At 64.8% G+C, this 17663-nt stretch carries 1 protein-coding gene; it reads left to right on the top strand.

The annotated features are described in order from the left end of the window. Positions 1–35: 35 nt before the first annotated feature. Positions 36–17654, top strand: a complete 17619-nt coding sequence (locus tag V6X63_RS02705) for a YDG domain-containing protein (RefSeq protein WP_367978040.1) — start codon at positions 36–38, stop codon at positions 17652–17654. The last annotated feature ends 9 nt before the right edge of the window (positions 17655–17663 follow it).

Genomic DNA, 17663 nt, shown 5'->3' with positions numbered 1-17663 from the left:
AGCACCATAGTTCACTCACCCTGTTCGCCCTGTTGATGGCGCCGACCGCACTGGTGGCGCAGCCACTGGCTGACCAGCTGCCAGAGGGCGGTACCGTGACGCACGGTTCGGCCGCCATGGAGCGCACGCCGGGTGCGCTGACGATCCGCCAGGGAAGCGAACGGCTGATCACCGAGTGGCAGGAATTCTCCATCGGCCGGGATGCGCGGGTGGAGTTCATCCAGCCCTCCGCCGACAGTGCCGCGCTCAACCGGGTGGTCGGTGTGCGTCCGAGCGAGATCCACGGCTCGCTGACGGCCAACGGCGAGGTGCTGATCATCAACCCCGCGGGCATTCATTTCGCCAGCGGCAGCACCATCGACGTGGGCGCACTGACCGCCTCCACGCTCAACCTCAGCGACGCCGACTTCCTGGCCGGAAACCGCCGCTTCGCCGGCACGGGCGCGGGGGCGATCACCGCCGAGGGGGAAATCAAGATCGGCCGCGATGGCTGGCTGACGTTCGTGGCGCCCCTGATCGAGCATCGCGGCAACATCACGGCACCGTCGGGCCAGGTCAGCATGGCGGCGGGCGAGGCTGTTGAGCTTGCACTGGACGCCGATGGCCTGGTGAGCCTCAAGGTGACCCAGGGCGCCATTGATGCGGCCATCGAGAATGGGGGCGCCATCGAGGTCGGTGACGGGGCGGTGCTCCTCAACGCCCGGGGCATGGACGAGCTCACCCGTGCGGTGGTCAACAACACCGGCTACATCGAGGCAGACGGGCTCGACACCGATGGCGGGCGGATTCGCCTGACCAGCAGCGGCGATGTGAACAACAGCGGTACGCTGAGTGCGGACAGCCGCGACGGCGCGGGTGGACGGATTGTCGTGGAGGGTGACGCCATCACCCTTGGCGAGGACAGCGTGGCGACCGCCACCGGTGCGGCCAGCGGCGGCGATATCCTGGTGGGCGGCGACTGGCAGGGCGGCGCCAACGACCAGCGCCGTGTCTTTGAGGACCCTGACGCGGTGCGCGAGGCCACCACGGTCACCATGGACTCGGGGGCCCGCATCGATGCCAGCGCCACCGGGAATGGCGACGGTGGCACGGTGGTGCTCTGGTCCGATGTCACCCACCCCGACTCGCTCACCTCCGTCCACGGCGAGATTTTTGCTCGCGGCGGCCCCCAACGCGGTGACGGCGGTTTGGTGGAAACCTCTGGCTATTCGCTGAACGCAGAAAGTGGGAGGGTTGACGCGGGCGCTGATGAGGGTGCAGGCGGTCTTTGGTTAATCGATCCAGACGATATCACGATCGATCAATCCACAGCCGATGGTTACGCAAGTGCCTTGGACTCCGGAACAAGCGTTGAGGTGCTCGCAGAGGACGGCAAAATCGACTGGGACGGCGCCACGCTTGAAAAGACGGCGGGCGGTGATGCCACCCTTACACTGCGCACCAGCAGCACCGACACCATTACTAAATCCATCTCTTTCAATGGTGGAAGCATCAGCTCGAGCAGCGGTGCACTCAATGTGGTGGCGTGGACGGATTCGGGCGCATCAGGATCAGGAACCGCGACTGTCAATCTAGATGGTGTCAGCATCGACACCAATGGCGGGCATTTTTGGATCGGTGCCGGAGCCGAGGAGACCTGGAACGGCATTCAAGGTGGCAGCGGTCGCGCATTTACTTATAACCCCGACTCGTCGGGGGTTGAGATCGTCAATAGCAGCATCACAACCGATGGGGGTGACGTCCGCGTGAAAGGCTTGGCGCATCACACGAGCGGCGGGGATGTCGGACGGAACAACGGTGTCCGGGTTCATCAAAACAGCTCCATCCACACAACCTCAGGATCGATCGACATTGATGGTTTATTGAAAGGCAATTACGACACTGGCGTAGGCCTTCACATAGGAGGCGACGGTACGCTATCGGATGACACCACCAAGCTTTCGACAACAACTGGCAATATTTCCCTGAAAGGCGTAGATGAAGGGGTTGCAGGATGGGGGCATGGCCTTTTGTTGCGAGCCAATGGGAACAACACCATCACCAGAGTCAGGACAACGGCTGGTGCGATCAATATCGACGGGAACACTGCCACCAACAACACCAATGATGGTAGTGGTGTGCAATTGCAGTCATCTGGCCTCCTCGCCGTTGTTTCCCAGTCCGGCGATATTACGATCACCGGGGCGGCGAGTTCGGCTGACAGTGGCAATTTTATTAACGGCATTCGCCTCGCTGCCGAAAATACATCCAACCGCATTCAAATTGGTTTTGATGGCACCACTACCTACAGTGGCAATATCAAGCTGATTAGCGATTCGATTCTGCAGCGCAATGTGAATGCGGGTGCGGGTTCATTGAGTCTGCAAACGACCGGATCGCTCATCATCGAGCCGAAAGGGAACGCATTCACCCACCTGCGCGCGGGCAGTGGTACTCTCACGTTTGACGATGATTGGAATTTTGGTACCACGCTGAGTGCGTTGACCATCGGTAAAAGCACGAACACTTTTGATATCACGCTCAGTAACGCGATCGAGACAGCCGGATCGGTTTCAATCTACGGCGGCCAGATCGATGTCCAGCCAACGCTCACGGCCGCGGGTGACATTCTCATTCGGGCTGGGGGCAACAACGACGTTCTGTTTGGCGGAGCGATTACTAACACCTCTACCTCGAATGCCTCGACGACCACGATCGAGGCCGGCCGACATGTCCGATTGGGCGCGAACGCCACGGTTTCTGCCACCCAAGCCGCCATTGACACCCAGCTTTGGGCTGATACCAACGCAGACGGTGACGGCATCATCTATGTGGAAAGCGAAAGCGTTGGTACCAACGGCGGTAGCCTGACCTTCGGCAAGCAGGGCCAGACGGCCAACATCGCCGGATCGACGGTGTTGGTCGGGGGCGATACCTTCTTCCAGCGGAGTGCCTCCGCGCAGTCGCTGACGACAGAGGGCGGGGCTCTCGACATCTACGGGGAGACGATTGTCGCCAACACAAACGGCCTCACCTTCGACACTACGGATGCATCCGGTTCGGGTTCCGATGGGGCCGTCGTTTTGCATGGTCTGCTGAACTCGGGGAACAGTTATTCCTTTACCTCCACAACCGACAATTATCCTTGGACCAATGCCCGGGCTGATGCGAAAGGGGCGACTAGCGGTGGCAGTGCAGTCGGGGACAGCTACCTTGTCACGATCACTTCCCGCCTCGAGAACTCGATCGCCGGGCTGACGGCCGATTATCAATCCTCCTGGATCGGCGCTTTCCGCGATAAAGACAACTCCATCGGAAACGGTGACAACCAGTGGTATTGGGCCGACGGCCCGGAAGCGGATGTCAATTTCTTCACGCAAAGCGCCGGTGGCGGAGGCACCGCCGTCGATGGGTACTTTGAGTTCTTTGCTGGTGGAGAACCGAACGGAACCGGGACGGGCGGAGAGTCCTACGGTCAGTTCTTTGGAGCGGAGGGCCGCTGGAATGATTTGGGGAACTTTGGCAGTACCAATCCAACGTATACCTTGAAAGGTTATGTCGTGGAAACGAACGCGGACGCCTCACCCGTCACCATTGATGCAGGCACAGGTGCGGTCACGATTGGCGGCGGCATCGGCACCTCCAAAGCCCTTGCCTCCCTCGATGTGACCGCGGCCGATACCGCCGTCAACGGCAACGGCATCGTCACCACGGGCGCCCAGACCTACAGCAGCGGCCTGACCGTGAACAGCGCCGGGTCGACGACGGGTGTCCGGCTGGAGGCGGGGTCCGGGGGGATGGATGTGGAGGGTCCGGTGGAGGTCTATGGAGGAAACATCAATGTGGCGGGAAGTCTAGACACTTCCAGCGTGAGCGGTGCGGATGGGGATGTTCTGCTCAAGTCGGCCGGAGATATTAGCCTGGCGGCCGGGAAGTCGATTGACACTTCGGGTGGCAACGTCGTGCTGTGGGCCAACAGCGATGATCAATCCACCGACGGCAGTATCGCACTCAGAAACGGTTCTTCGATCACAACGGGTTCGAACTCGGTGGCCGGTGGTGTCGTTTGGCTAGGGGGCGGTGCCGACGGTGGCACCTGGGAGGGTGTGACTGTAGGCCAAGGCTACGCGGTCCCCGGCACCGAGTTCACCCCCTCCAATAGTGGGGGTAACATCATCACGGGTGTCTACCTGGAACGGAATTCGATCTCTTCTTTCGGCGGTGGAATCAAAATTGCGGGTGATGCCTCCTCCCGTTCTTCAGGAGGAATTGTGACCTACGGGAACACAGTCGACATCGATGCGGGTAGTGGTGTCGTTGAAATAATCGGCGCGGCCAGTGACACGAGCGACGACCCTCGAGGCATTTTATTCGGTATTCACGACAATACCATTGCCTCTACCGTGAACATCCTGTCTTCCTCGTCCGGGGACGCCATCACTTTGACGGGTACGGGTCAAGGCGACGCTGACGCCATCGCCATGAGCGGTACCCTCAATATTATTTCCTCGGGCGGCGGTACCATCCTCTTGAGCGGTGATGCGCAAGGCACAGGCGGCGGGATCGTAGCAGGAAATTTCTACAACGGCATATTAAATGTTCACGCTGACTCAGGAAGTATCACGCTCGATGGCGGCTCTAACGGAGTGGCGGTAAAGAAACGGGTAATGGATGGTAAAACATCAGGTCCTTCAAAGATCAATATCGGTCAGGGTGGCCCGATTACCTCGTCAAGTAGCGACGTTTTCATTATTGGAGACGCGATAACACTAGACCCGACTGAGGACGGAATTGAGGTCGATAGCTCAGGCGCCTTCACTATTGCGCCCTCCAGTGCCAGCTTTGCGAACCCGATGAGCTATCCAATTACAGATTTGACCGTGGGTTCGTCCGTGAGCGGATTGACGATTGGCAAGGAAAGCAACACCGCAAATATAACGATCGGTGGTGCGTTGGATATTGCCGGTCCGATTGCGGTCTACGGCGGTGCGGTTACTCTGGCCAGCAACCTCACCAGTCAGGCCACAACCGGCACGGGTGTCACGGTGGCAGGGAGCGGAATCACGCAGAACGCCGGCGTCGATGTGGTCACCAATGGTGCGGATATTGACTTTACGGTCGCGAACACCGTTTCTACGAACGGGCGAGATAACTTCCTGCTGCTGGATGGGTCTGACGGCAATCGAGCGACCTTGGATGCGCAGGGAGGCAATATCACCTTCTCCTCTACGGTGTCGGCCAACGGCTCGCATGACCCGGGCAGCTCGCTAGATTCCGACCGAGCCGGCAATTTTATCTACAGTACCTTTCGCACCAGTGGAGATGGCACAATTTCCATCACAGGGGATGCCAGCCTCTCTCCCACGGAAGGCAATGTTTTCGCGTTACAGTTGGGCGAGGTTGTCCTTGAAACGGACACCGGTGCCATTACGGTCACGGGAATTGGCGGTGGAAATTCGGCGAACAGCCGAGGCATCGCCGTCGACGGGTCATCCCTGCAGGTTCTCTCTACCAGTGGTGCGATCACTTTGCGCGACGAAAAGCCGTCGAATCTCGCGTCGGGTGCCGATTACACAGGGTTTTACCTAGAGCCGATCTCCGCTGGCGCGATCGTGATCGGTGCGGCGTCAGGGACGGGGATGACCTCGAGCTCTTCGGCGATCTCGATCGAAGCGGACAAGGCGACCTTTGCCGGGAATGCGACTGAGTTCGACACCACGGGCAGCTTCTCCCTTACCTCCGCTGTGGAGCCGACTTTTCTTGCTGGTGTCAACACCACCAATGTGAATCTGACCGGCAACCCTTCCTCCATCACCCTCGGCAAGACGACCAATACCGCCGATGTAACAGTCGGGAGCGCGCTCACGGCGGCGGGGCCGATCTCGGTCTATGGCGGCGACCTCACTCTGAATGATGCCGTTACCGCCACGAATTCCACCCTCACCCTGAACGCGAGTGGGTCCGTGACCCAGTCGGCGGCCCTCACCGCCGACAATCTCTCGCTCGGCGGGGTGGGGGATTTCACGCTCACGAACGCAGCGAACAACGTGGCCATCCTCGCCGGCGGCAGCAGCACCACTCCGCTGGGTAGCCTGTCGTATGTCGACGCCGACGCGCTCACCATCGGCATGGTCAACCCGACCGGACTCTGGTCCGCCGGCGATGTCGCCGTGAGCACCGTGAGCGGAGACCTCACCCTTGCCGAGTCGATCCAGACGACGGCCGGGACCGCCAGCGCGATTGTCCTCAATGCGGGCAGCGGAGAGGATATCTCGTCCGCCGCCCCGGCGGTCGGGACGGACACCGCCGGCAACCTGCTCGTCAGCAACGGTGCCACGGTCGTCACGGGCAGCGGTGGCCGCGTGACGCTCTACACCGGAAGCCTCGCGGACAGCACGGGTGTCGCCGAGAGCCACCCCAGCGCGGACGACAATGGGCACTGGCTGGTCGACGATGGTAGCGGCCGGTTCCGCTACGGGAGCGACGAGACGACCACACGCTATTCGGCCACCCTCGGGACGGGCGTCTTTGCGATCTACCGCGAACAGCCGCAGCTGACCGTAAAGCCGGATGGTGAAACCATCACCTATGGGGAGAACCCAGGGCTCACCACGGGCGTTTCGGACACGGCGAACCTCGCCAACGGCGATACGGTGGCGGCCGCGTACGGGGCGGACCTCGCGGCCAATGTCTACGATGCTGCTGACACGAATCCGGTCACGCCGAACACATCCGGGTACTACGACGCCACCGCGGGCGGCAGCCCCTACACGCTGCGGGTGGGCGACGGGTCAGTCCCATCGACTTCCGCCCTCGGCTACGAGCTCTCCACCGCGACGGACACCCTCACGGTCAATCAGCGCGCGGCGACCGTCACCGCCAATGACGATGCGAAATTCTACTCGCAGACGGATCCGAGCGGTTTTGCCGGGATCAGCTACACCGGGCTCGCCAGCGGGGAGACCGACCTCGGCGGAACGGCCTCGGTCAACCGGGCCAGCGGGGAGGCAGTCGGCGACTATGCCCTGACCCCGAGTATCACCAGCCCTTCCGCCAACTACACGGTCACCTATGTCGGTGGCACCTTCACCATCCTGCCGGTGGACCACTTGCGGGTTCAGGTAGGATCGACCTCGACGGACTACGGGACCGAAGCCAGCTACACGGCCACCTCGGCAAGCTACATCACCGCGCCGAATTCGGTGACGAGCAACGCGGCCGCGAGTGCCCTCAGTGGGGGGGATACAGTCACCCTCACCGACGGAAGCAGCAACCTCGCCACCGCGGAGGTGGTCGCGATCGATGGCGATGTCCTCGAAATCGGCAATGTCACCTACGAGAGCGGCGTCAGCAGCTTCGCCGACGCGACCAAAGTTTCGGCTTCCGGTACTGACTATTCCGTGACGGCCACCAACGTCCTCGAAGAAATTGACCTGACCCTCACGGACGCCACCGGCTCCGCCACCGACGATCTGGTCTTCACCGATGCCAACGACGCCACCGTGACGCTCAACATTGACGGTGACGGCACGCGCAACACCACCACCGGGCAGTGGGATGTCGGCTCCTACAGCCTCCTCGCCGAGAATGTCGTCAACGTCACTGGGGCGCTCGCGAGTGGCATCGCCATTGCCGGCCAGCTCGAAGTGAACCCGAAGACCGTTTCTCTTTCCGCGAACCGCACGTACGACGGTACGAGAGAGCTCGGGTCGGCCGACCTCACCCTCGATACGGGCGTCACTTCCGATGCTGGCAAGGAAACCCTCACCTTCAACAACGCCTTCGCCAACGACCGCGACGTCGCGGAGGCCTCGCATGTGAGCAGTATTGTCCTGCAGGACGCCACGGACGGATCGGGCGGTCGCGCTTCGAACTACCAGCTCCCGGACCTGAGCGCCTCCGGTGCCAACAACCAGGTCACCCTGACCCGACGCCCGCTCTCCCTCTCTGCGACTCGTGTCTATGACGGCACGGACGATGTGGCCGCGGCCCTCAGCCTTCGCGCGATCAGCGGGAATCCGGACAGCGGGCTCGTGGAGGGCGAGTCGCTCGAGGTCTCCGCCGCGACGGCTTCGGACCTCCATGTGGCCACGCCGGATAAGTTTGTCAGCAGCGTCACCCTGGCGGATGCCAGCGGGCGGGTCGGCAACTACAGCATCCAGGGGCAGAATCCCACGGCGGGCAGCGCTCTCTCCACTGGGCTGAGCCACACCACCGCGGAGAACGAGGTGAGCTTCTCCGCGCGCCCCCTCAGCGTCACTCTCACCAATACAGGAGTGACCAAGGTCTACGATGGCACGACCGACGCGGACGTTGCCGATGGCAATAACGCCAACACGCCCTTTACCCCGAGCTATGCGATCTCCGGGCTCGCCAGCACAGACAGCAACCCGGGGTTTACCTACACGGGAAGCTACAATACGAAGGATGTGACCACGGCGGACACCCTGTCGCTGGCTTCCTTCGCCCTCGACAGCATCAGCGGCGCTGGCAACACCTCCGACTACACGGTGCCGTCCAGCGTCTCGGTAGCCGCCTCCATCACGCCGCGGCCGCTCGAGATCTCGGGCTCGGGCGTTTCCAAGGTGTACGACGGCACCACCGCGATGGATAACGTGACCGTCGGTTTTGCGGGGACGGGTGCCGCCGAATCCGGGCTGGTCAGCGGAGAGACGATCACGGTGAGCGGGGGTACCGGGGCCTTTGACTCGGCCGATGTCGGCACGGGCAAGGCGTACAGCCTGACGGGGTTCAGCCTCTCCGAGGGCGGCGGGGCCGATCCGGACAACTATTCCATCCCCGGCGGAGGCACGACCACGATCACCGGGAACGACGGCACGATCACCCAGCGGCCGCTGGTCATCACCTTCACGGGGGACGACCGGGCTTACGACGGGAGCGCTGCCGCCACAGTGAGTCTCGCCTACACAGGCACTGACAGCCAGAAGCCCGTCGTCGGCGACGATCTGGTCGTCGATCGCTCGGCCGCCTTCGCGGATAAGAATGTCGGCACGAACCGAACCGTGAGTATCAGCGGGGTTGGCCTGAGCGGCGAAGCGGCCGGGAACTACTCGGTCACGATCACCGGTGCTTCCTTCAACACGACGACCACCGCCTCCATCATGCGCCTGGATTCAGCGACCTGGACGGGGAGCGGCGACGGGAGCCATTGGTTCGATCCGGCCAACTGGGAAAGCACGACCGGCGGGCTGGCGGGTACCGTTCCCGACCTTGCCAATGTGGCCGCCGTGGTGGTGCCGGAGGGCACCGCTATCACCTTGGACGAGGGCAGCCTGTCCGGCGCAGCCGAGGCGGGCACCGTGGAGCTGACTTCGCTCACCTATGGCGACGACACCGGCGCGCGCGACACCGGCGCTCTCGACCTTGTCGACGGCACCCTGGAGGTCGCCGGAGATGCCACCCTTGGGGCGCTGACGAGTGCTGTGGGTACGACTTTGTCCGCTGCCGGTACCCTGTCCGTGGACGTCTCCGCCGGAGACACCGACACGGTCGCCGGTTTCCTCGGCGGTTCCGGCGGTCTCGCCAAAGAGGGAGACGGTACGCTCGTCCTCTCCGGCACCAACACCTACGCGGGGACCACCGCTCTCAACGACGGCATCCTCAAGGTCACCGGTACACTGGCGGACGCCACCGCTCTCACCGTGGCGAGCGGGGCGGAGTACGCGGTCGACAGCACCGATACGATTGGTTCGCTCGCTGGAGCGGGCACGGTCACGATTGCTTCGTCGACAGTGCTCTCCTCCGGCGCGGATAATTCCTCGACGACCTTCTCCGGGGGCATCGGCGGCGACGGTGCTCTCACCAAGCAGGGCACGGGCACCCTCACCCTCTCCGGCCAGCAGACCTACACCGGCGACACCACCGTCGACGGCGGGACTCTCCGCGTTACCGGGAATCTCGGCGGCAGCAGTTGGGACTACGCGGGGGCGATCGCGCTGGCGAGTGGGGCCACGCTCGAATACGCGGAGACCGGTTCCACTCAGACCCTTTCCGGGGTCATCACCGGGGCAGGCGGGCTCTCCATGACGGCGAACGGCGGCAAGCTCGCCCTCACCAGCGGCAGCAGCACCTTCGCCGGGGGCATCGCCGTGACCGCTGGCCGGGTGGAGGCGGGGGCTTCCAGCACGGGCAGCGTGACCTCGGGCCCCTTCGGCACGGGCACGGTCAGCGCCTCCGGCGGTGGCGCCATCGATCTGAACGGGCAGACGATCGCCAACGCGCTCAGCCTCGCCAGCGTCGGCCAGACCCTCAACGACCGGGCCCTTTACAACGCCAGCGGCAATGCCGCGACAGCCAGCGGGCCGATCACCCTGACCGGGGATACCGTGATCGATGCCAGCAGCGGCGATCTGACGATTAGTGGGGTAGTCTCGGGCGATGCCAATGCGGACCTTCTCAAGACCGGTTCCGGCAAGCTCGTCCTTACCGGAAACAACACCTATGAGGGCGTGACCACGGTGGGGGCGGGGACGCTGGAGGCGAGGGATTCGAATGCGACTCCCACGCCGCTCGGTGCCCCCTCAGCAGGGACCGTGGTGAGCAGTGGCGCCACCCTCGATCTCGCTCCACCGTCTGGCTATACGGGCATTTACTCGGTCGGCGAGCCGGTCACCCTCGATGGTGGCACTCTCGCCAAGGGTGGGTCCACGGCAAGGATTACGGGGGCCATCTCGCTCACCGATGACAGCGTGATCCATGTTGCGAGCGATGAGTTCACGCTCGCGGGAGTCATCAGCGGCGACTACGGTATCTCCAAGATGGGAGCGGGCACCGCGCTGCTCACCGGTGTGAACACGTACATGGGCGCCACGGCGATCAACGCCGGCACGCTCGGGATCTTCGGCTCGAGCAACCTCGGGACTACCCCCACATCGGTCGCGCCAGCCCACCTGATGCTGAACGGCGGTACGCTGAGCGCGCTGAATGACTTAACGCTCTCCGCAAACCGTGGCATAACCATTGGAAGCGCTAACGGCACCCTGGAGGTTGATGCCGGAAAGACGCTATCCATCTCGAGTATCGTTGCCGGCGCCGGCAACCTGACGAAGCGCGGTCCCGGGGATCTGGGACTCTTCGGCGCGAACACCTACAGCGGAAATACCACGATCGCGGATGGGAATCTGTCGATCGATGGATCTGGATCGCTCGGGAATGGGAACTACGCGGGCACCATCTCGATCGCCGACGGCAGTGAATTGCGCTATACGAGTATTTTGAGTCAGGAGCTGAGCGGCGTCATCAGCGGTGACGGCGCGATCAAGACGGAGGCATCTGCCACCGCCCTCACCCTCTCCGCCCCGAACACCTTTGCCGGGGGCGTTGAGGTTACTGCAGGGATCGTCAAGGCGGGGGTCGACAGCGCGCTGTCCGGTGGATCCCTCGACTCCGGTGCCGTCGGGATCGGGACCGTGACGGTCACCAGTGGTGGCGCTCTGGATCTCAATGCCAAAAGTGTGGCCAACAATCTGTCGCTGGCCGGTACCGGCGATACCAACAGCGGTGCCCTCTTCAACAGCGCTTCCGGTGGGTCCAACACCACCGGCGCCATCACCCTGACCGGCGACACCACGGTCAAGGCGAACAACGGCACGATCACCCTGGGTTCCGCGATTGACGGTGGCCATGCCCTCACCCTCGACCACACGGCGCAGGTCACGCTGGACGAGGCCGTCGGCGGTACCACCGCCCTCACCTCCCTCTCCTCCAACGGTCTGCTCGCCGTGGAGAAGAACATCAAGACCGACGGCAACACCCAGACCTACGACGGGGTGACGACCTTCGCCGACGGCATCACTCTCACCGCCCTGAGTGGCGACATCAGCGGCACAGGGCCAATCAGCGCTCAGTCGGTCACCCTCGACGCCCAGGCGGGCAGTGTCCTTTTCACGAACACGGCCAATGAGTTCACCGGGACCGTCACGATCCCGAACGCCACCAACGCGACCCTCGTCGACGCCACCGGCCTCGATCTGGGGGCTTCCACGGTCGTCGGTGATCTCGCCCTGACCACGGGCAGCGGGGGAGCCACCGGCGGGCTTACCCAGAGCGGCGCGCTCACCGTGGGTGGGACGAGCACTTTTACGGCAGACGGTTTGGCGAACCAGGACGCGAGCCTCTCGGGACAGGACAACCGGTTCGGCGGCGCGGTCACCTTCGCGGGGGCGAACGGGGGTAGCTGGAACGGCGTCGCGCTGAAGGAGACCGACGGGGGAATCGTGCTGGGCGCGACCGACGTGTCCGGGAACTTTTCTCTTGAGAGCACCGACGGGGCCATCACCCAGTCCACGGGCACCACCGTCGGCATCGGTGGCACCACGACGCTGACCGCTTCCAACGGTGCCCCTACGCCCACTTTTTACGACATCACTCTGGCTGAGAGCGGAAACGACTTCGGCGCGGAAGTGCGGGTCATCAGCGCCGATAATGTCCGTCTGGCCGACACCAACGCCCTCACGGTCCACGACCTGACCGCGAGCGGGAATCTCCTCCTGTCCGCGGGAGGGAACCTGGTCGCCGAGGATGGCTCGGGGTCGGGTACGGACTCCCTGCAGGCGGGCGGGAACCTCCGGCTCGCCTCCTCGGGCGGTGCGCTCGACCTCCAGACCGATGTGACCTCGACCGGCGGCGACATCACCTTCCTCGCCGATACCAATATTGACCTCGCCAGCGGGGTGACGGTGACGACCGGCGCCGGTCAGACCTTCTACGGCGAGGCCACCAGCGGCGCCTGGACGATGGCCGCGGACACCTCGGTGGTCACGGGTGACTCGGCGAGTGATCCGGTCACCACCGGGGATATTTACGTCAAGACCGGGAGCGACCTGACCGTCTCCTCGCTCGACGCGGACGGGGGCACGATCTACCTCGAAGCGGGAGGGTCGCTCCTCGACGCGGACGCCAGCGGGTCGTCGAGCCCGAGCCAGCTCCAGGCGAGCGGGCTCGCGCTCGTGGCGGGCGGGAGTATCGGCAGCTCGTCCGGCTCCGGCGCGCTGGAAACGACCGCGGGCACCCTTGCGGCGACGGCCGCCGGTGCCGACGGCATCGACCTGCGCGGGGAGGGCGGCACCCTCACCGTCGATTCGGTGGAGAGCCCGACGGACACGCGGTACAGCGCGGTCGTCGAGCAGGTCACGGTGACCGGCACCACCGCGACGGTCGAGAAGGCCTCTCTCTCCGACGTCCGAACGACCGCCAATAACGGCAAGATCGACCTCCGCACCCCGAATGGCGCCCTCACCATCAATGGTGGCTCCGACGGCAGCTCATCGGTCGGCGTCTCCGCGCACGGCTCGGGTGCGATCGCCCTGAAAGCCACGGGCTCCACGGGCACGCGCACGCTCACGGTCAATGCCGATGTCCTCTCCGGTTCCGGCCTCTTTGACCTCTACGCGGAAGAGGCGCTTACCGTCGGCGCGGGGGTCAGCCTGACCACGGGCACCGGCGGCGTCGTCCGCGTCGAATCGGGCGCTGCCGGGCTCGGCCTGGGCGCGGGCAGTACGGTGTCTTCGGGCACGGGGAATGTGAGCCTGGTCGCGGAAACCGGTGTGACCGTCGGCGCGGGCAGCTCGGTGACCACCAGCGGAAACGGGCTGCTCTTCGTCGCGGGCAAGACAGCGGTCACCGTCGACGACAACAGCACGCTGACCGGTGGCACCGGCGGCCTGCTGGTGCGGGCCGGCCAGGATCTCTCCGTCGGCTCGGGCAGCGCCCTGTCGGCCGAGAGCACCGGACTCGTCCTCCTCGAGGCGGAAACGGGCAACCTCACGATCTCCGGGACCGCCGCCGACACAACGACCACGGTGTCCTCGGGAACGGGCGACATCACTCTCACGGCCGCTGACACCCTGCACCTCGAGACGGACCCCTCCGCGAACGGCGCGGTCACCGTGAGCACCGGGGGCAGTGGTTCGCTGACCCTGTTCGCCACGGGAGCCGACCTTCTCATGGACGCCACCGCGAGCCTGCAGACGGCCGACGGCGACCAGATCCTCGAGGCGAAGGGGGACGGTGGAGACGGGAGCACGGTCCGGCTGGTGGTCGGCGATCTCACCGCGACCAACGGCAAGGTCAGCCTGACGAGTGCTGGGTCCATCGAGGACGCCGACACGCCCACCGAGACGGACGATGCGGACACGGATGTCAGCGCTCAGGCCCTGCGGATCGACGCCGATACCTTCGCAGGCAAGCAGGCGAATCAGTTGGAAACCGCAGTGGGTACCCTCGCGGCGATCACGGGATCGGCCAGCGACGGACGCCTCTATGTGCGGGAGACCGATGCGCTGACCGTGGGCACCACGGGGAGCATTGCCACGGAAAAAGTGGTCGTGAGTGGCGGTGCGCTTGCCACGGAGACCGAGACGGTCACCGGCCTCAGCGGAATCGATGCCGAGGGTCCGCTGGAGCTGACCGCCGGCGGCACCGTCACCCAGGCCGCGAACATCGAAACGCTCGGCAACCTGTCCGTCGAGACCACCGCGGGCGGGATCAGCATGGAGAATGATGCGACGGCGACCGCGGGGGACGGTGGATCCGTTCTCTACACGGCGAGCGGCGCCATTTCGCTTGGGGGGATCGTTACCGGGCCGGCCGATGGGGGCGTGACGACCTCGCCGGGGATCACCGTCGAGGCCGGCACCACGATCGCCGACAACCGCACGGCGGGTAGCACCCTCCCCGTGAATTTCAGTTCGGTGGGTCCGGTCGACTTGCAGGCCAACCAGGGAATCGGCACCCGCTCCGATCCACTCACCCTCCGCTCGGGCACCCTCTCCGTGGCCAACGACGGCACCGGTGCTGCCGGCGGCATCTACCTGACCGAGGTCGCCGGTACGGGGGGCACCTCCAACGAGCTGCGGGTTACCGGCTGGGACCAGCAGGCCGCCACGGGCGACTCCGTGCTGTCCACCGAGAAGGGCGCGATCAGCTTTTCCGGTCCGGTCACCCATCAGGCCGGGGCCCTCACGGTCACCGCGAACGAGGGTGCGATTGCACAGACGGACGACGCGGGCACGATGACGGTCGCGAGCGGTCCGGCCACCTTCATGGCAGTCGGGCAGGACATTGAACTGGATCTCGCCAGCAACGACTTCGGCGGCTCGGTCACTGCCAGCGGCGCCAACATCTCAATCACCAACCGCAACGCCCTCCAGCTGGGCGCGATCACCGCGACAGGAGACTTCACCACCCGGACGGGAGCGCCGAAGGGCAGCACCAGCAGCGGGCTCACCCAGGCGCCGGCCACCGAGACCGCCATCCTCGCCATCGACGGGGACGCCACCTTCCTCGCCATCGGGGTCGCCGACCAGTCCGCCAACCTCCGCACCCAGGCGAATGAGTTTGGGGGCAAGGTGTCCTTCCTGGACGACCCCAATCCCAAGAGCGGGGGTTCCTGGGGCACGATCGGGGTGAAGAAGGAGGGGGACGCGGTGCTCGGGGACCTCAGCGCGACAGGCGATTACGCGGTCCTTGTCACCGGCACGCTCACCAACGATCCCAACGCCACGATCACCATCGCCGGCAACGCCGAGTTCGAGGGCGCTTCGATCACCCTGGGCGACCAGATAGGCGACAATCTCAGCTTCGGCACGCTCACTTTCATGAGCTCGGGTGACGTCTCCATCGCCGAGGATGACGCCATGGAGATCGCGAACTTCCCCGACGACGACCCGAGCGCGGCCGCCAATCTCACCCTGTCCGCTGCGGGGCCGATCACCGATGGGACGGGGGGCCAGCTGGAGGTGACCGGCACCGCGAGCCTGACCGCCAACAATGGCACCAGCGACGACGCGATCACCCTCGACAACAACGAGCACGACTTCGGGGGCGCGGTGGCCGCCACGGGTTCGGACATCACCCTGACCGACCGCAATGCCCTCGCGCTGGGCACCCTCAATGCCAGCGGCAACCTGGTTACGAAGACGGGCAGCGGCGGCGCCGGCGGCGGGCTCACCCAGAGCGGCATCGTCACGGTCACAGGCACGAGCACCTTCACCGCCGATACCTCCACTGACCAGGACGCGGTCCTCGCCAACGTGGACAATGACTTCGGCGGCGTGGTCACCTTTGACAATGCCAACGCTGGCAGTTGGCGGGACCTGACGATCGTCGACAAGAACGACCTCACCCTCGGCGATGTCACCGCCAGCGGGAAGCTGGATGCGACGGCGGCAGACGACCTCGATCTTTCCGGGACGATCACGGCGGACAGCGCGGACCTGACCAGCACGGGCGGGGCGATCACCCAGAGTGGCGGCACGCTCACCGTCGTGACGGGTCCGACCAACCTCGAGGCGGACGGCGCGATCACCCTCGACCGGGAGAACGACTTCAACGGGACGGTGAATGTGCTCGGGGGTACCGATGTCACCCTCAACGATACGGACGACCTCACCCTCGGCGATGTCACCGCCAGCGGGAAGCTGGACGCGACGGCGGCCACCGACCTGAACCTGAACGGGACGATCGCAGTCGACCAGCTCACCGCCGCGGCCACTTCAGGCGCGATCACCCAGGGCCCGGACGGCCAGCTCACTGTCCTGACCGGGCCGACGGACCTGACCGCCGGAACCGATATCACCCTCGACGCGCCGACCAATGACTTCAACGGGACGGTGAACGCGGACGGTCAGAACATCACCCTGGCCGACGGCACCGGCGGGCTCACGCTCGGCGATGTCACCGCCACGGGGACGCTTGATGCCACCAGCACGGATGGCCCGATCGACCAGGCGGCCGGGACCGGCATCCGGGTTGATGGCAACACGTCGATAACGGCGCGGAGCGGATCCAACCCGCCAAGTGATTTCGATATCACCCTCAACGGCGCCGATAACAGCTTCGGTGCGAATGTCTCCGCCCGGGGCAGGGATGTGACGCTTGCCGCCTCGAGTGGTCTGCGGGTCGATGTGCTGGCGAGTGGCGACCTCTCGCCTCGCTCAGGCGGGACCACGCTCCTTGAGAACATCGTCGTCGGCGGTGATATGTCGATCGTGAGCCGTGACGATATTCTGACGGTGGGCGAGGTCGTGGTGTTCGGCGTGACGGATGCCACTTCCGTCAATGGACGCGTGGTCGGCGTCGGCGAGCCCTACTACCGCTCTCTGGTGCCACAGGATCAGCTGCCCGGGGCCGGTAGGTCCGTGTCCGGATCGTCGGCGTCGGCGTCGGGGCGGACGATGATCATCCGCGGCACGGACGTGGTGATCGTTCGCACAGCGGTGAACATGCCGCTCGCCGACGGTGCCGGTCAGAGTGCCGTGCCGATCGCGGTCTTCCGTGTGAGCGAGGGGGGTATCCCGGACGCACTGCCCACGCTGTCACTCAGCATGGATAACGGTGACCTTGTGCTGCGATCTGCCGGTGTCCGGGTGGATGCCGGGGCGGAGCCGGTGCCCGAGCGCTTCCTCGAGCGGGTCACCTTCGAAACGCAGGATGTGGACGGCCGCCGGGGCCGGTTCGAGGCGATGCTTGCCGAGGGTGGCCGCGTCGTGATCCGTGGCGTGGATGCGGTCGGCAGCCGGTTGCTCGAGGGCGATGTGAAGAGTGTGGTGGGCGTGGCGCTGGCGGAGCTTCAGGCGCAGCGTGGCGTGCCTTCGATGTCGGTGACGGCGGTCTTTCTGGTGCAGCCTACAGGCGTCGTCATGGCAGGCCGGTGAGGTGGAGCC

The organism is Spiribacter onubensis, from assembly GCF_040838425.1.
In the GTDB taxonomy this organism is placed as follows: Bacteria; Pseudomonadota; Gammaproteobacteria; order Nitrococcales; family Nitrococcaceae; genus Spiribacter; species Spiribacter onubensis.
Note: the sequence above shows the minus strand (reverse complement) of the source record. Positions and strands in the feature narration are given on the sequence as shown.

What these genes read in the sequence shown, in the direction of transcription:
- V6X63_RS02705 (WP_367978040.1), top strand. Translation starts at nt 36, where the DNA reads ATGGCGCCGACCGCACTGGTGGCGCAGCCACTGGCTGACCAGCTGCCA.